Annotated in this window: 15 protein-coding genes and 2 tRNA genes; 10 read left to right on the plus strand and 7 right to left on the minus strand. The window is 45.0% G+C overall.

Annotation, left to right across the window (positions count from 1 at the left end; all coding sequences use genetic code 11):
* Positions 1–65: 65 nt before the first annotated feature.
* Complete coding sequence (locus MKY22_RS04660; RefSeq protein WP_214724441.1) at positions 66–2219, minus strand: RNA degradosome polyphosphate kinase; 2154 nt, start codon at positions 2217–2219, stop codon at positions 66–68.
* The gene (locus MKY22_RS04665; RefSeq protein ID WP_341087050.1) at positions 2216–3754 is read right to left on the minus strand and encodes a Ppx/GppA phosphatase family protein; all 1539 of its coding nucleotides are present in this window, start codon (positions 3752–3754) and stop codon (positions 2216–2218) included. Before MKY22_RS04665 ends, MKY22_RS04660 begins: the two co-directional genes overlap by 4 nt.
* 215 nt (positions 3755–3969) lie before the next feature.
* On the opposite strand from MKY22_RS04665, the gene MKY22_RS04670 reads away from it, so the two are divergent.
* From MKY22_RS04670 to MKY22_RS04690, 5 genes are all read left to right on the plus strand, one after another.
* Positions 3970–4737 carry a metal ABC transporter ATP-binding protein gene (locus MKY22_RS04670; protein WP_341087053.1) on the plus strand — a complete coding sequence of 256 codons (768 nt, stop codon included), beginning with the start codon at positions 3970–3972 and terminating at the stop codon, positions 4735–4737.
* The gene (locus tag MKY22_RS04675) at positions 4734–5603 is read left to right on the plus strand and encodes a metal ABC transporter permease (RefSeq protein ID WP_029341050.1); all 870 of its coding nucleotides are present in this window, start codon (positions 4734–4736) and stop codon (positions 5601–5603) included. The genes MKY22_RS04670 and MKY22_RS04675 overlap by 4 nt, the downstream gene beginning before the upstream one ends.
* Complete coding sequence (locus MKY22_RS04680; RefSeq protein ID WP_023467528.1) at positions 5575–6006, plus strand: Fur family transcriptional regulator; 432 nt, start codon at positions 5575–5577, stop codon at positions 6004–6006. Before MKY22_RS04675 ends, MKY22_RS04680 begins: the two co-directional genes overlap by 29 nt.
* Before the next feature lie 94 nt (positions 6007–6100).
* Positions 6101–7531 (plus strand): NAD(P)H-hydrate dehydratase, encoded by a 1431-nt coding sequence (locus tag MKY22_RS04685; RefSeq protein ID WP_341087056.1) that lies wholly within the window; start codon positions 6101–6103, stop codon positions 7529–7531.
* 152 nt (positions 7532–7683) lie between these two features.
* Positions 7684–9513, plus strand: a complete 1830-nt coding sequence (locus MKY22_RS04690; protein ID WP_341087059.1) for an EAL domain-containing protein — start codon at positions 7684–7686, stop codon at positions 9511–9513.
* A gap of 55 nt (positions 9514–9568) precedes the next feature.
* Here the strand turns inward: MKY22_RS04690 and MKY22_RS04695 are convergent, their stop codons facing one another.
* The 5 genes from MKY22_RS04695 to MKY22_RS04715 form a co-directional block, all read right to left on the minus strand.
* The gene (locus MKY22_RS04695; RefSeq protein ID WP_341087062.1) at positions 9569–9952 is read right to left on the minus strand and encodes a GGDEF domain-containing protein; all 384 of its coding nucleotides are present in this window, start codon (positions 9950–9952) and stop codon (positions 9569–9571) included.
* Positions 9922–10647 (minus strand): LytS/YhcK type 5TM receptor domain-containing protein, encoded by a 726-nt coding sequence (locus tag MKY22_RS04700; protein ID WP_341087064.1) that lies wholly within the window; start codon positions 10645–10647, stop codon positions 9922–9924. The genes MKY22_RS04695 and MKY22_RS04700 overlap by 31 nt, the downstream gene beginning before the upstream one ends.
* Positions 10648–10747: 100 nt before the next feature.
* Entirely contained in the window at positions 10748–11317 is a 570-nt protein-coding gene (locus MKY22_RS04705; RefSeq protein WP_231884699.1) for a 5' nucleotidase, NT5C type, read from the minus strand.
* A gap of 99 nt (positions 11318–11416) precedes the next feature.
* Entirely contained in the window at positions 11417–12526 is a 1110-nt protein-coding gene (ispG, locus tag MKY22_RS04710) for a flavodoxin-dependent (E)-4-hydroxy-3-methylbut-2-enyl-diphosphate synthase (RefSeq protein WP_023467533.1), read from the minus strand.
* 167 nt (positions 12527–12693) lie between these two features.
* Positions 12694–13179 carry a hypothetical protein gene (locus tag MKY22_RS04715; RefSeq protein WP_341087070.1) on the minus strand — a complete coding sequence of 162 codons (486 nt, stop codon included), beginning with the start codon at positions 13177–13179 and terminating at the stop codon, positions 12694–12696.
* Between the two features lie 207 nt (positions 13180–13386).
* Here MKY22_RS04715 and MKY22_RS04720 point away from each other — a divergent pair, with 207 nt between their 5' ends.
* From MKY22_RS04720 to MKY22_RS04740, 5 genes are all read left to right on the plus strand, one after another.
* Entirely contained in the window at positions 13387–15030 is a 1644-nt protein-coding gene (locus MKY22_RS04720; RefSeq protein WP_341087072.1) for a Na/Pi cotransporter family protein, read from the plus strand.
* A gap of 127 nt (positions 15031–15157) precedes the next feature.
* Positions 15158–15231: transfer RNA gene (locus MKY22_RS04725), tRNA-Met, on the plus strand.
* An 11-nt stretch (positions 15232–15242) separates the two neighbouring features.
* Positions 15243–15316: transfer RNA gene (locus tag MKY22_RS04730), tRNA-Ile, on the plus strand.
* A gap of 115 nt (positions 15317–15431) precedes the next feature.
* Positions 15432–16892, plus strand: a complete 1461-nt coding sequence (locus MKY22_RS04735) for an alpha-amylase (protein WP_341087074.1) — start codon at positions 15432–15434, stop codon at positions 16890–16892.
* A 93-nt stretch (positions 16893–16985) separates the two neighbouring features.
* A complete protein-coding gene (locus MKY22_RS04740) occupies positions 16986–17594 on the plus strand; it encodes a superoxide dismutase (RefSeq protein WP_016404085.1) in 609 nt (202 codons plus the stop codon).
* The last annotated feature ends 120 nt before the right edge of the window (positions 17595–17714 follow it).

A 17714-nucleotide genomic window follows, 5' to 3' on the forward strand; every position in this document is an offset into this window, starting at 1 on the left:
ACATTTCGTCCTTTCTGCTGTAAATCAACATTTGAAGTAGAGTACGTAGTAAAACATGACCAACATCATGTAGCATTTTGATCAAGAATGACTTTGTCCTCTTTCTTTTCGATCGTGATCCACTTTTGTGTTAATGGTGTTGTAAAACTAGGTTTTTGTTTGAGTTTGCCGCTCGTATAGTCTTGAATCAGCAACTGGGATTCACAGCTCTGTTTTCCGTCCTTCACGTAATGATAGGATCCATCCGCTGCCTGTTCACGCGACTTCACATTATCAGCAAGGGCGAGGGCGAGACAATCCTTTAAATACTCTTTATGTTCTTCGTCCATGATCGGGAACAAGATTTCAATCCGTTTTCGCATGTTACGTGTCATCCAGTCAGCGCTTGACCCATACATCAAATCCTGTCCGTTGTGATGGAAGTAGAAGATGCGTGAATGCTCCAAGTAACGATCGACGATCGAGATGACGCGAATGTTCTCCGAAACATCAGGAATGCCAGGGCGCAGACAACAGACGCCCCGAACGATGAGTTCGACTTGGACACCGGCACGCGATGCCTTGTAGAGCCGTAAAATGATGTCTTTTTCCGTTAAACTATTCATCTTGGCAACGATTCGACCATTTCCGTGTTTTTTATGATGATGAATCTCTTCATCAATCAATGACAGGAACTTCTCAAGCATTGCATTTGGTGAAGTTTGAATGACGTTCCATTCTGGCTGTTCCCCGTATCCGGATAACCAATTGAAGAAGTTCGTCGCATCTTCGGCGATCTCTTCCCGAGCCGTCAGCAATCCGACATCCGTGTATAACTTCGCCGTCGAATCATTATAATTGCCGGTACCAAGATGGACGAAACGCTGAATCTTGCCTTCGTGGAGTCGGACGACGAGCGTGATCTTCGAGTGGGTCTTTAAATCACTATATCCGTAAATGACATGGGCGCCGACCTTTTCTAGTTGCTTCGCCCACTCGATGTTCTTCGCCTCGTCGAATCGAGCCTTCAGTTCAACGAGAACGGTGACCTGTTTCCCGTTCTCCGCTGCCGTTTTCAAGGCCTTGATGATCGGAGAATCACCAGATACGCGATAAAGCGTTTGTTTGATGGCAAGGACGTTCGGATCATTCGCCGCTTGGACGATGAACCGGACGATCGGATCAAACGTATGATACGGATGATGCAAGAGATAGTCGCGTTCCAGCAATTGATTAAACAGATTTTTTGAACTATCGAGTGCCGGTGGGTCGACCGGCATGATCGTCTGATAAATCAAATGATCATATTCAATACCGATTTGACTGTAGAAGGCAAAGGAGAACGTCAAATCAATCGGACCATCCACGGCAAAGATGTCGCGTTCCTGTAAATCCAGTACATCGCGTAACATGTTGAGCAGTTCGGTATTGATGGCAGCTTTTTGAACTTCGAGTCGAATGGCGACTCCCCAACGCCGTTTTTTTAATTCTTTCTCAATCAGCTTTAATAAATCATGGGTACCTTCCTCATGAAACGGAAGGTCGGCATTACGCGTAATTCGAAACGGCATGGCAGACAACACACGATAACCTTTGAATAGACTATCGATGAAGGCGATGATGACGTCTTCGAGTAAGATGACAGCCGTCGTCTCGTCATCTTCTACCGGTAAATCGACGAATCGTGGCAAGACAGCAGGTACTTGTACGAGCGCCAAATTTCGTTTTGTCCCGTCTTCTGCCTCAAGCACCGTCGCAATGTTGAGTGACTTTGACGAGAGCATCGGGAACGGACGATAGGCATCGACGGCAACGGGCGTGAGTACCGGAAAGACTTGTTCACGGAAAAAGGATTTTACATAGGTCGTTTGTTCCGAAGTCAGAGCGTCGTATTTCAAGAATGTAATGCCTTCATCGGATAACGTCTGATTGATTGCTTGAAATGCTTCGTATTGCCGATCGACTAACTCTTTTGTTTTCGCTGCGATCGCACGTAACTGTTGTTTGGGTGTCATCTGTTGTTTATTTTCTGGTTTATTGAACCCGGCGAGTACTTCATCCTTTAAACCACCGACTCGTACCATATAGAACTCGTCTAGATTGGAACTAAAGATACCGAGAAACTTAAAACGTTCCATTAGCGGATTGCGTGTGTCAAACGCTTCATCCAGCACACGTTTGTTGAACTGGAGCCAGCTGAGCTCACGATTATTGAAATGTTCCGGTATGTCGAGCTTCATGAAGGAAGATCTCCTTTCGTTTCGAAGGTAATCGTACAATCAATGATTCGTTCCAGGTGTTTCTTTTGTTTTTCCGCTTTTTCGACTTCGAATCCATAATCATGATCCCCTGTATCGAGGACGAATTGGAGTTGATCCTTTTCAAGGAACAGTTCCAAATGATCGACAGCTTTTCGCTCCGTCACGTCGAGCGCATGACTTAATTTGAGGAGAGATCCAAGTAGGTCGAAGCGATCCAGCGATTTTTCCGTAAACCAGTCCTTGAAAGGTTTCGCAAGCTGGTTCATCCGTTTGGCAGAAGAATAGGAACTGACGAGCGAGAGAGCAACGCGATCCTTGTGCGTCATGCCATTCAATTCGGTATTCGTCAACAGGTAGAACGTCTGGTCCGATCGTGTATCTGGATTAATGTATTGTCCACAATAAAATAAGCGACTTGCTGAATCAAGCAGTCGTAGATCAGACGCGCGTTCTGAAATCAAGTCGAGCGTGACGAGCTGCCGGTACATCGATTTGGCGAGTGTTCCAATATAGGACGCACGATCTCGATTGACCTTATAGTCGCTTTCGAGCTGATAGAGACTTTGCTCACGTACGTTTTCAATCCGACGGTATGCTTCGTCCTGCACATCGAACTCGTAAACAAGACCTTCGCGAAGACCGAGATTACTCATGACGAATTCTTCCGCTTCGATGTGATGGGCTAACTCTTGAATCGCAATCAATGCCGGCAGGAAGATATCAATTCGATCTTTTGAGAGTCCTTCGATTTTCGATAGTTGTTTCGCCGACTTTCCTTCGAGATCGTCGACCATCTTCGCGAGTTCTTTCGCTTTGATTTGATATTGGTGAACACTTCGAAGGGGATAGTCCTGATTCGACTGATGGATCCGAACGAAATTTCGGGCAGAACCACCGACACCGATTAAAGGAAGCTTTTTATCACTCAGCCATAGAATCGATTCGAATTGTTCCCGTAGGAATTTCACCAATTTCTTCTTATCGCTGGCACTTAGTGTCTCGTCCGAAACGAATTGCCGTGTCAAGGTGACGGCACCAAATGGAAAGCTGTGATACGCCACCATTTCGCGATTTTCAATCAAGGTGACTTCCATGGAACCACCACCAATATCGACAGAAAAGCCATCAGTCAGGAAGGTCGAATTGATGATGGCAAAATAGCCATAGTATGCTTCTTGTTCATCTGTCAGAACCTGAATGGAAAAAGGCGTGTTTTCTGTAACGGATTCAACGATGGCATCTCGGTTCGTTGCATTACGGATGGCTGCTGTCGCGACACAAATCGTTTCTTCGACTTCATGGGTGACACCAACTTCATAAAAACGATGTAACGTTTCTTCGAGTAAGGCGATGCCTTCATCATCCAGTGCTCCATCCTCGTTGATGTGAGCAGATAATCGGGCGACGACTTTAATATTAATCTTCTCGATATAGCGACCAGAAGCGATCGGATGGAAGATAACATAACGAATCGAGTTGGAACCGATATCGATGACTGCAAGTTCTTGTTTCAAATGACTCCGACTCCTCTCTGCGATGCGTGCACTAAAAGAATTCCCTCTCTGAACAATCCGGAAACAGCTAGCTTCTTTCTTTATTATACCTTGAATGTTTTCTAAGGAGGATAGGAAGTTGCTAGAGTTGCACCAATAATTGGCGGGCGCTATAATAAGACAGTTGATTAAGGCGTAATTATTCCGTTTTACGAAAACGGAAGGAGTGAAAATAAATGGAAACAACAATCATCGAGATTGATCAAGTCAGCTATGATTACCCAGATCGTCGGGTGTTGAATCAAGTCTCGTTTCAGGTCGAGCAAGGACAATTTTTAGCCATTGTCGGGGAAAATGGATCCGGAAAATCGACACTGATCAAATGTATATTAGGGTTATTGCAACCGAAAGGAACGATTCGTTTATTTGGACAATCCCAATCACAATTCAATGAATGGTGGCGGATTAGCTATGTTTCGCAAAAAGCGGCAGCGTTCAACTCCGGTTTTCCGGTGACTGTCGCAGAAGTCGTTGAGATGGGACTGTACGCCAAAAAAGGACTCTTTCGTCGCTTATCTCGCGACGATCGAGACAAAGTACGAACGGCCCTTGAAACGGTCGGAATGTGGGAGCGGCGCGATTCAAAAGTCGGCGACCTATCCGGTGGTCAACAACAACGTGTTTTCATCGCACGTGCGCTCGTCAACGATCCTGATTTAATGATCTTGGATGAACCAACCGTTGGTGTCGATCAGCGATACGTGAAAGAATTTTATGAGATCTTAGAAGAACTTCGTCGAGATAAGCGCCGGACATTCGTTCTTGTCACGCATGATATTCACTTCGTCAGTAAACTTGTCACGGATGTGATTCATCTGGTCGATGGACGTTTAGGGTGTAACTGTGGCATCAAGGAATACTGGGAACTAGATGAACAGACGATCCGCTCCCTTTATCCGGTTCCGGGACGTGTTCTCGTTCATGAAGGGAAGAGTGTCCAATGATTGAAGCGTTCATGACGTTAAAGTTTTTACAGTACGCTTTAGTGGCTGCCATTCTGATCGGATTCACGGCACCATTGATCGGTTCGTTCGTCGTCGTCCGGCGGATGAGTCTAATCGCAGATGCGCTTTCGCATGTCACGTTAGCTGGAATTGCACTCAGTCTCTTGATCTCTGGAATGGTCGCACAATTAGCGGACTTGAATCCACTGTATTTAGGAATCGTAACGGCGGTCATCGCGGCACTGACGATCGATTGGTTGCGTGCGAAATACAAGCATTTCCAAGAACTCGCAATCCCAATCATCATGGCGACAGGGATGGGGCTTGGAGCAACATTCATCAGTCTCGCGAACGGCTTTTCAATGGATCTCGTCTCCTTCTTGTTTGGAACGGTCTCGGCTGTCGCCTTGACGGATGTGTACACGATTCTTATCGTGACGGTCGTCGTCGTCATCTTCGTCTTTGCTTTTTATAAGGAATTGTTGTTCCTCTCCTTTGACGAGGAGCAGGCGCGCGTTTCCGGGATTCGCCTTCGCTTAGTGCATATTCTCTTTATGATCGTCGTTGCGCTTGTCATTGCGATCAGTATGCGAATCGTTGGGATTTTGCTTGTCTCAAGCTTAATCACGTTACCGGTTGCGGCAGCACTTCGAATTGCGAAGAGTTTTAAGGCGACGATCTTTTTAGCCATCATATTTGGTGAAGTTGCGACAGTACTTGGGCTCATCCTGGCCTATCAGTTCGATTTGGCACCAGGTGGAATGATCGTCTTGCTTGCGGTACTGGAGCTGATCATCGTGATGCTGTTGGAACGTTTTTGGATAGGAGGGAAAACACATGAAGACGAACATCGAACAAGCGCGTGAACGCATGAAGGCTTCCGGGTTTAAAATGACACCGAAGCGTCTCGATTTGCTATCGTATCTGTTTGAAGTGAATCGTTATGTCAGTGCGCGGGAAGTAGCAGAAGCTCTTCGAACGTCTCATCCTTCGTTAAGTTATGATACAATCTATCGAAACTTGAATGACTTTTCGGAAATCGATTTATTAGAAGTGACGGAATTAGACGGTGAGATGAAATACCGAGCAGCTTGTGCTTCAGGACACCATCATCATCATTTGATATGCCGAATCTGCGGCAAGACGGAAACATTGAATGTCTGTCCGATGGAATGGGTTTCTCCGGTCCAAGAGACTGGCTTTGAAGTCGAGGATCATAAGTTCGAAATTTATGGACGCTGTGCGAATTGTCAACGCATGACATCTTAAATGAAAGAGGATGCCCGGTCGGGCGTCCTCTTTTTGCGTTTTAAAAGACTAGTCCTGTTCAAAACGGGAATAGTCGAACAGAGGTGATGAGAAGATGATTTATGATACACAAGAAGCGCGACAAATCGATGAGTGGGCACGTACATCCGGACTGCCACTTGAAGTGCTGATGGAACGAGCTGGAAGTCACATCGCAACACGTATCAAAGAGCGTCATAGGAAGACGGAGCGAATCTTGATTTTATGTGGGACAGGCAATAACGGTGGGGATGGGTATGTCATTGGACGCGAATTGATACGCGACGGATTTGATGTCACACTACATGCACCATTTGGAGAGAATCGTTCGGATACATCTATCGTTCATGTCCATTATGCAGAAGCGTTTGGACTCGTGACCGAACAACCGTGTGGTCAATATGATGTCATTCTAGATGCCTTATATGGAACGGGATTTGATCCAAAGCGGGTGAATCAGGTGTTCGAAGCGCAATGTGAATTCGTATCGGAACAAAAGCGACAAGGGGCACGTATCTATGCAGTGGATGTGCCGAGCGGAGTACCGACGGATCACGCAACGGAATTTAAGGAGACAGCGGTTCGCGCAGACGTGACATTTCAACTGCATGCAATGAAACGATCTGCCTTTTTAATACGGACAGCACCGTTTTATGGCGAATCAGAAACGATTGATATCGGATTACCGACATTTGGTGAATGGCGCGTATCACCTAATGGTGTGACCGCCTTGTTCAAGCGGGAACCATACGGTCATAAAGGAACGTACGGGACGGCTCTATTGATTGGTGGAAGTGAGACGATGCCGGGTTCCATCCAACTCGCGACACGGGCAGCCTTACGAACAGGAGTCGGTAAACTACAAGTGGCAACGACGGCACTTGCGAAACATGGAATCATCGTCCAAGCGCCGGAAGCGATGGTCATTGATCAGACATTACCAGCAATTCAGGAGATGCTCCCCTCCATCTCAGCAGTTGGAATCGGTCCCGGATTATCGCAAGAGGCAGTCGAAACATGGGTGGACTATCTGCTTGAGAGTGATTTGCCGGTTGTACTAGATGCTGCAGCTTTAGTAAAAGAAAGTTATCCCGAACGAACCGCGCCAATCATCGTCACACCGCATATCGGTGAATTCGCCCGGATGACGAACCAGAGTGTCGCAAATATTCAAGATGATCTTTTTGGTCAGGCAACCGACTATGCCATCTTGCATCAAGTAACTGTCGTTTTGAAGTCCCATGTCATCTTAATCGCGAAACCAGATGGAGGCGGATTCGTCGTCTCTGGTGCATCAAGTGGTCTCGCCAAAGGAGGGAGTGGGGATACGCTGTTTGGTATATTAACCAGCCTTCTTGCACAACATCCAACAGGAGATATCGAAAGAACACTAGCGCAAGGAGCGGAGTGGTATGCACGTGCTTCTCGACAAGTCGAACGATACATGCATCCGAGCAGCTTGCTAGCAACGGATGTCATCGAGGAGTTAGGAAGAGTCGAGCTATAAAAACATCAATTTGAAAGAAAAGTCTTCCACGATACGTATGAGGGAAGACTTTTCTTTTTAGGAAAGAATTGACACATTCCATTTGACAGGAGTATCATCAAGCGATGTCGAAACCTTTATACGGAAAATCAGACGGAAAGGAGGGGGGAAGCATGGAGGATATCGTTCGGAAACAACAATGGTGGATTGGAAATTTCGCCTTATTCATGATGTTCGTTGGTGCTTTGATCATTTATACGACGACAGAAGAGACAATTAAGAGTGCGTATTTGAGTCGTTCTGTCATCATTTCATTTTTAATCGTCATGGGTCTATTTATTTTTTATATTAGTCGTCGCAAAATGGAAACCGTTTTGCAAACGCACTTATTGTCTTTGATGTTGCTCGTCGTTCCGATTACATCGATTAGCTTTTTACCTTATGCGGCAGTTACCGTTTGGGCAAGTAGCTTTTTGTTTTTGATGATCGCTTTAATCTCGTATCAACGAATCATGATGTGGTACGCCATCGCGATTGCCATTGCAACTAGTTTGTATGTCATGTGGAATGCCGATACCGTGACGGTAGAAATTGATCCGACAGACCATTATGGACGGATTGGCATGATTGTGATTGGCGTATCGATTGCGCTTGTCATCAATCACTTGCATATTCGCAATTTAAATCGGTTAAATGACCTTGCGATACAATTACACGATACGGCGCGACGTGATGAAGAAACAGGTGTCTTGAATCGCCAAGGATTAAACGAAAGTGATTTTCCAAGACCCGAACAACAGCTCATTTTTGTCGGGATTCATTTAGAAAACTACTATGAGCTGGCACGTTATTTTGGAGAAGATATTCAGTTACAAGTACTACGCGCCTGTATCGAGCGACTCAAGAGACAACTACCTCCTTATCAAGCTTTTGCTCGGATTGAAGCAGGGACGTTATTGATCGTCATGGAAAAGCCGGACGAGGTGGCGTGTAAGGAAGCGATGGAAGAATTGAGCCAAGAAATCTCTGTACCATACGAAATCGAGGGGCATCATGTCTATGTCAACATATCCATCGTCATTGATAATGGCGAAGGGGCGACCAACAATCGAAAGCGTCGGGTGCAGCAATTATTGACTGCCTTACAAGAAGCAGCGCAACAAAACGAACGTGTGATGTGTATTGACCAAGAATGGCGTAAGGATCAAGAATTACGAGTCAAAGCAGCACAATCCCTAGCCCAAGCTAACATCGAAACGGATTTTCATCTGGTTTATCAATTACAATACGATGTTCAATCAGAGCAATTCATCGGTCTTGAGGCCTTAGTTCGATGGAAGACCTCGTTACAAGGAGCAGATCGACCATCCGTATTCATTCCGATTGCTGAAAAAAGTGATTTAATCATTCGTCTAGGAGAATGGATTTTTGAAGAAAGTTGTAAGACACGCAAAGCATTGATCGATCTGGTTCCAGACGAGTTTACGTTATCTGTCAACGTATCACCACGCCAGTTGACGAGTGAATCGTTCATGCCGTTCATCGAACGAACGCTACTGAAGTATGCCTTAAAACCGCAACAGATTAAAATTGAAATCACAGAGAGTCAGTCACTTGATTTCGAGAGTCAATCGATTCATCGAGCGCTCAAACGCATCAAAACGCTTGATTTCCCGTTGTCACTCGATGATTTCGGAACTGGTCACGCATCCTATCATGTTCTCGAGCGTTTGTTACCGTTACGTCAATTAAAGATTCCGAAACAATTCATCGAACAAATCGGTGAATCGGAGAAACGACAATCCATTCTCGAGTCGATTTTTCAACTGAGCCAGTCGATGCATGTCGAATGTATCGTCGAAGGAGTTGAGACAGGAGAAGAAGTACGCATTGCCAAGGAAATCGGTATTCATCTATTCCAAGGTTATTTCTTCGCTAAACCGGTACCACTTGAAGAAATCATCTGTCTACTGCAAAAGACGAATGAAGGAACGGTCCGTTGACCAACAAAAGCCACTTCAGTCCGAATCATTCGGAGGAGAAGTGGCTTTTTAGTATTCATTTCGATTGATACAGGCGATGCTGATTTCGTCCTTGTGCTTTTGCTTCGTACAAAGCGCTATCCGCTTGCTTAAATACTGTTTCAGCTGGTTGTTGATGAGCGTAAGCAATTCCTGCGGATACCGTAATGGATACGGCATGATCTTGCATGACGAAGGGTGTTTGCTGAACGGCTGTTACGATTGTTTCAGCTAAGACGACAGGAGGATGCGGTTCAATGTCTGGAACGATGACGATGAATTCTTCACCACCATATCGACCGACCGTAACGGGTGCCGGACAATGCTCGTTCAATAAGATTGAAAAGTGGCACAAGACAGCGTCTCCTATAGCGTGACCATGTGTATCGTTTACATTCTTGAAGTGATCCAAATCAAACAAGATGACTCCCAGGAATCTTTACTCTTTTCGAGCGTCGTGACTTTTTCTAAAATGACATTGCGGTTCGCGAGCCGCGTCAATTGATCGGTCGAAGCAAGATAGGATTGATAAGAATAAAGAACAAAATGCTGCTGAAGAAGTGAAGACAAACGATAAAACAAAAAGGCTCCACCAATCGTTAAAATGAAATATGGAATATAAATCGTTCTCCAGGCATCCGCTGGGGAGTTGCTCATAATCAATCGCGAGAGTACGAGTAGGGAACCGACCGTGACGATAGCAGAAAAGAAATACCCTTGCCGTTTGATGAATCGACGACAAATAAAAGAAAGTACTAGAAATCCAAGTAGTGTGATGACAGAACTAAACAGAGCGTCTAGTGAATCGCCACTATCAATCACGAATCGATAAATCAAGAGCATCAGCCCTGTCACGGCAATACTGATATTACCACCGAACAAAGCGGACAAAGCGAGAGGTAATAACCGTAAATCAATCAACGCTCCATTTAAGTCGATTGCATTATGCATAAGTAGAATGCCAGTCATACCATTGGAAAGTCCGAAATAGAGACGAGTAGACATTTTTGAATCAGGTTGAATTGGCAAACGATCACGAAGTAGGTAAAAGGTGAACGTAGAAACGAGAAAAATAATACAGATATTAATAAAAAAGATATTCACTGTCGCAAGCATCACGAAGCCCTTCCTATATCAAAGTTTCAATCTATCGTCATTGTACGATATCAAGTCGTGCAATGACATAAAAATGGAAAAAACAGCCTAATCGGCTGTTTTAACGAATCGGTGCAAATTTTTGAATCTCTTGAACGGCCTCATTCCATGAAGCGACACGAATGACATTATTCGGTACGGCTTTACGGTTATAAGGTGCGTCGAACAAGATTACAGGAATCGATGTGTCTTCTGCGATCTGCACAGCATTCTCTAATCGATCTTCCATGAATAAATCGAGTGATAAATCACGAACGACTTGTACTTTGTCGTGTGATCCCGTCATGATCAAGGAATCAAGAGGAAGTTCGTGTTGTTTGATCCACTCTTCTGTTACAGGACGAACGAGCTCCGATCGTGCTGTTACGTAATGGAGGTCATATTGCTTCCGCAAATTCCATAAGTGGTGGCGAACATGTTCTTGAGGGATGGATTCACGATAAATGCCGGTCTCGTGACCGGAGTTCACCATGTAGTCCCAAAATTCGATTTGATTCATATCGGTGTACGTATGCAATTCATACTCGGACGCCTGATTGAAGTCAATCGACGTTCCGAGATATTTATTCATGTAAGTGAAGCAAGAGGATGGATGTGTGATTGTTCCATCAATGTCAATTCCAATTTTCATTTACAGTCACCCACGTTCTAAAAATTTTTCTTCACTTAGTATAACATAGTCGAAATCGAGATACGAAAAAAGACTCCTCGCGAGGGAGGAGTCTTCAACTTATGCGTGGTTCGCTTTTTCGGCTTCTTTTTCAGCCTGTTTTTCGAGAACGATCGCATCGATCTCTTTCTTCAATTCTTCGACCATCGTTGCTTCCGGTACTTTGCGGATGATTTCTCCGTGACGGAATAGCAATCCTTCGTTTCGTGCACCAGCGATACCGATATCAGCTTCACGCGCTTCACCAGGACCGTTGACCGCACATCCGAGAACCGCAACTTTGATGTTCGCTTGGATGTTTTCGATATAGTCTTCGATTTCTGCAGCAATCGACATTAAATCGATTTCGATCCGACCACATGTTGGACATGAGATCAATGTCGCCGCGTTGGCTGCGAGACCAAATGATTTCAAGACTTCTTTTGCGACTTTTACTTCTTCGACAGGGTCTGCTGAAAGAGATACACGAACCGTGTTTCCGATTCCGCGTGAGAGGATCGCTCCAAGTCCTGCTGCTGATTTTAATGAACCAGAACGAAGTGGACCCGATTCCGTAATCCCGACGTGAAGTGGATAGTCAAACGATTCAGAAGCAAGTTGATATGCTTCAAGCGCCAACTGAACGTCTGATGCTTTCAATGAAACGATGATGTCATGGAAGTCGAGATCTTCAAGGATCTTGATGTGGTGCAAGGCACTCTCGACCATACCACGTGCTGTTGGATAACCGTATTTTTCGAGAATGTGCTTTTCGAGTGAACCAGCGTTTACCCCAATCCGGATTGGGATGTTTTTCGCTTTTGCTGCTGTCACGACGGCTTCGACTTTTTCGCGGCGACCGATATTACCTGGGTTGATCCGGATTTTATCGACGCCAGCTTCGATCGCCATGAGCGCGAGTTTATAGTTGAAATGGATGTCTACGACAAGCGGAATGTTGATTCGGCTTTTGATTTCTGCAAGTGCGAGCGCATCACGTTCTTCTGGACAAGCGACGCGGACGATTTGGCAACCAGCTTCTTCAAGACGTAGGATTTCAGCGACTGTCGCTTCGACGTCGTGTGTTTTAGTTGTCGTCATACTTTGGATGATGACTTCATTATTTCCACCAATGACAAGGTCCCCTACACGAACGGGACGAGTCTTAGAGCGATGGACCATTTTCGGCATATCGAAAATCTCCTTTTGTGGCATACCGCCATATTGTTTATGTTTACCTTTTCTATCATATCGAACTATTCCCTAAAAATCGAGAAACAAGAACGAAAATCGAACATTTACAATTGTTTAATGAAAGTAAGGCGTCCGTCAATCCGTCGGACGCCTGATTTTGATACTCATCGAGATTTACGTGACGCGCGAGGTTTCGGGGAACGGGCGATCCATAATGGCGCCAACGTGTAAACGAAGTGCCCGAGGATAAGTAAAGCGACTCCTATTTGATGATGCCCCAATTGGTAAAGAAGCATGCCAAGGGGGAAGGTCCATAGATTCGTTGCAACTGTGTAAGGGAACGTCTGACGATATGCCCATGTGCGGGGGAGTAACAGACGAACGAATCCTTTCGTCAGATATGCCATCAAGAGCAAATACAGCAAGACGGCAATAGCGATGAAGATGAAGTGAAGAACGAACCAAATCACGATTGGGATATCTTTTTGTAAAAAGAAGGAATCAATAATCGTCGTCCACAGTGAAATCCAAGCTAATCCACAAAAATACAAAGAAACATCTGCTAGGCGAAGACGTAAAAACAGACGATTTGGAATTAAGGAAGTTTGTAAGTAATTAATCAGTTGACGTAAAAATGACAAGTGAATCACTCTTTCTACTGTTTTAAAACAGATTTTAATTGTTTAATTTTGATTGGTAATAAAGGGTTTTTGTGTAATGGTACAGATTAATAAAACCTTAACAAACGGATGTCGCAAAAACTATTTACAAGTTCACCGGACCTTTACATAATGGTGAAGTTGAGAAAATAAACTTTACAAACACATCAATCCACATCAAATAAAGGAGCTGGCAAGATGAACTATGATTTGCAGGAAATGATTTTCACCTTCATCGGTGGACTTGGGATTTTCCTTTTCGGTATTAAGTATATGGGAGATGGTCTCCAAAAAACAGCGGGAGACCGATTACGTTATATCCTCGATAAGTATACGACGAATCCACTATTAGGTATCTTAGCAGGTATCGTCGTCACGATACTGATTCAGTCGTCCTCCGGTACGACCGTTATCGTCGTTGGACTCGTTAGTGCGGGTCTGATGAATTTACGACAAGCGATCGGTGTCGTCATGGGAGCGAACATCGGTACGACGATCACTGCCTTCATCATTGGCTTCAATGTTAAAGAAGCGGCACTTCCCGCTATCGCTATTGGTGCTTTTTTGATCTTTTTCTTCAATAAAGAACGTGTTCAGTATATCGGACAGATTTTCTTTGGTTTCGGTGCGTTGTTCTACGGTCTCACATTGATGGGGGACGGGATGGCTCCACTTGAATCAAGTGCTTGGTTCCGTGAATTGACTGTCTCGATGTCGGATAATCCATTACTTGGTGTCTTCGTCGGAACGATCTTTACTGTTCTTGTCCAGTCGTCGTCAGCAACGATTGGTATCTTACAGGAGTTGTACGCTGGTGGCATGATCGATATCAAAGCGGCACTACCGGTCTTGTTCGGGGATAACATTGGAACGACGATTACGGCAGTACTTGCAGCACTTGGTGCGTCGATTGCAGCTAAACGGACAGCAGCGGCACACGTCATCTTCAACATTATCGGGACGATTTTGTTCTTGATCGCATTACCAGTGTTCTCTAGCTTCATTGCGTGGATCACAGGTGCGCTTGGTTTAGAACCAAAAATGCAAATCGCCTTTGCACATGGAACGTTCAATGTCGTCAATACGTTGATTCAATGTTGGTTCATCGCGCAAATCGCATGGCTTGTACAAAAAATCGTACCGGGTACGGATACGACGATCGATTCAAAACCGCGTCATCTCGATCAAAACATCTTGAACCAATCTTCGGCACTCGCATTAAATCAAGCAAAGCTCGAAGTATTGCGAATGGGAGAATTCTCGAAAGACGCACTTGCGAAAGCGCACCGTTACACGCAATCGCATGATAAGAAGGATGTATCGGAATCAGAGCAGATTGAATACGCGATCAACCACTTAAATACAGAAGTCACGAGTTATCTTGTCAAAGTAGCCGCACATGATTTATCAGAGCGTGAATCAAATGATCATTCGCTACTGATGCATGCTGTCAATGACTTCGAGCGGATCGGTGATCATGTCGAGAATATTGTTGAATTAATCGACTTCCAGATCGTCAACCGGATTCAGTTCACCACATCTGCGAAGCGAGAGCTTGATGAGATGTATGTCCTGACACAAGAAATCGTCGCTTGTGCGATTCGCGCCGTCGAAGAAGACGATGTCACACGGGCACGAAAAGTTCTTGAACTCGAGGGTAAACTCGATGCACTCGAACGTTCATTCCGTAAGCATCATGTCCTTCGCGTGAATGCTGGCGAATGTACGGGACAAGCAGGGATGATCTTCGTCGATTTACTATCAAACCTTGAACGAATTGGCGATCACGCTGTCAACATCACGGATCTCGTCCTTGAACAGCGGACCGCATTAACGAACTAAACGAAATACGATTCATCTATGACAGCTGATTTCAAAAAATGAAATCAGCTGTTTATTTTTTTGAAATAGCATATTGACAAGTTTCGCCATATCTCGTAATCTAGTAAGAGTAAGAAACATACATCATGGCGGTGTAGCTCAGCTGGCTAGAGCGTACGGTTCATACCCGTGAGGTCGTGGGTTCGACTCCCTCCGCCGCTACTATTACTTAAGGACCCTTAGCTCAGCTGGTTAGAGCTGACGGCTCATAACCGTCCGGTCGCAGGTTCGAGTCCTGCAGGGTCCATTTAGTTGAACGCTTCTCGTTGCAAACGGGAAGCGTTTATTTTTGTTCGCTCGGGGAATAGTAAAGGTATTGTAATAATATTCATACTATAGTAACTAAGGGAGAGCGAAGAGAGATGGAACGTAACCATACGATGATGCAGTTTTTCGAGTGGCATGTAGAGAATGATGGAAAGCACTGGCAACGTTTGAAAGAACGAGCGCCTGAATTGCGTGCTGCTGGCATCACGTCCGTGTGGATTCCACCAGCATCGAAAGGTCAGTCGGATGAAGATACAGGATACGGCATCTATGATGTCTATGACTTAGGCGAGTTCGATCAAAAAGGAACGGTCCGGACGAAATATGGCACAAAGGATGAGCTAGTCGAAGCAATCGAAGTTGCTCATGAGAACGATATCGCTGTTTATGCGGATGTTGTCATGAACCATAAAGCTGCAGCAGACGAACTCGAGACGATTAAAGTAGTGGAAGTCAATCCAGAAGATCGATCGAAAGAAATTTCAGAAGAGTTTGAAATCGATGCGTGGACGAAGTTTACTTTCCCGGGTCGTAATGGAAAGTATTCGGATTTTGTCTGGACGCACGAATTCTTCAATGGAACGGATTTTGACGCACGCGAAGAAAAAACAGGGATATTTAAGATTTCCGGAAAAAATAAGGATTGGAACAACCAAGTAGATGATGAGTTCGGCAATTATGACTATCTCATGTTTGCAAACATCGACTACAATCATCCGACGGTACGGGAAGAAATGATTCGTTGGGGACACTGGTTCAAGGACACGATCGATTGCCAAGGTTTCCGTCTTGATGCGATCAAGCATATCAACTATGAGTTTGTCCGTGAATTCGCGAAATCGATGATGGAAAGCAGCGAAGGCGATTTTTACATGGTCGGCGAGTTTTGGAAGTCAGATCTCGACGATTGCCGTCATTTCCTGGACAGTGTCGACTACACGATCGATTTGTTTGATGTTCCGCTTCATTATAAGTTCCATGAAGCTTCTAAGCAGGGAGAAAAATTTGATTTAACGACATTGTTTGCGGATACGCTCGTCGAGTCGCATCCGACGAATGCCGTCACGTTCGTCGACAATCACGATTCTCAACCGGGGGAATCACTTGAGTCGTGGGTGGATGACTGGTTCAAACAACACGCTTACGCGGCGATTTTACTTCGTAAAGACGGTTACCCATGTGTCTTCTACGGTGACTATTATGGAGTGCAAGGACCACATCCGGTAGAAGGGAAAAAAGAAATGATCGATGCTTTACTCTATGCACGGTATCACAAAGCATATGGTGAACAAGAAGATTATCTCGATGATCCACATTGTGTCGGTTGGGTTCGTCGTGGAGTTGAGGAAATTGAGAACTCTGGCTGTGCGGTCTTATTGTCGAATGCCGATATGTGTGAAAAACGGATGTTCGTCGGTGAAGAACGTGCAGGCCAAGAATGGTTCGACTATACGAACCATCAAGATCACCCTGTCGTGATCGACGATGAAGGATTTGGTGTCTTCCCAGTTCCAGGTGGTGGTGTCTCAGTTTTTGCTCCACGAGAAGTCAAGTAAATCCGAGGGTCTTGACTTGCGTCAACACAGGTTCTTTTGCTAGTCTTAAAGGGTATTGAAGTTTTCGAAAATAGTACAAAGGGGGACATGAACATGTCAAAATTTGAATTACCAGAACTCGGCTACGCTTATGATGCGCTTGAGCCACATATCGATGCTCGTACGATGGAGATTCACCACACGAAACACCACAACACGTATGTCACGAACGTGAATGCGGCGCTTGAGGGTACAGAACATGAAGGAAAGTCACTTGAAGAACTTCTTCAAAACTTGGATGCTCTCCCAGCAAACATTCAAACTGCAGTCCGTAACAACGGTGGCGGTCACTGGAACCACTCATTCTTCTGGAAACTGTTGAAGAAGAATGATGGCGCTGCTCCAACAGGGGAACTCGCGGCAGCAATCGACGAAGCATTCGGATCATTCGATGCATTCAAAGATGCATTCGCGAAAGCAGCAACAACTCGTTTTGGTTCAGGTTGGGCTTGGTTAATCGTTGACGGTGGAAAATTGGCGGTCGTTTCGACACCAAACCAAGATACACCAGTCATGGAAGGCAAAACGCCAATCCTCGGTCTTGATGTTTGGGAACATGCATACTATCTCAACTATCAAAACCGTCGTCCTGATTACATCAATGCGTTCTTCAACGTCGTTGATTGGGATCACGTAGCGAAGCTTTACGCTGACGCGAAGTAATGTGAAAACGAGCGTGTCGTTCAATTGTGAACGATACGCTTTTTTTAATGCGGAAAATGATGGGATAGGTTGTTATGGAAAGTTTCCTTCTATATAATGAAACAAGATGACTTTTGAACG

Source organism: Exiguobacterium sp. FSL W8-0210 (genome assembly GCF_038006045.1).
In the GTDB taxonomy this organism is placed as follows: domain Bacteria; phylum Bacillota; class Bacilli; order Exiguobacteriales; family Exiguobacteriaceae; genus Exiguobacterium_A.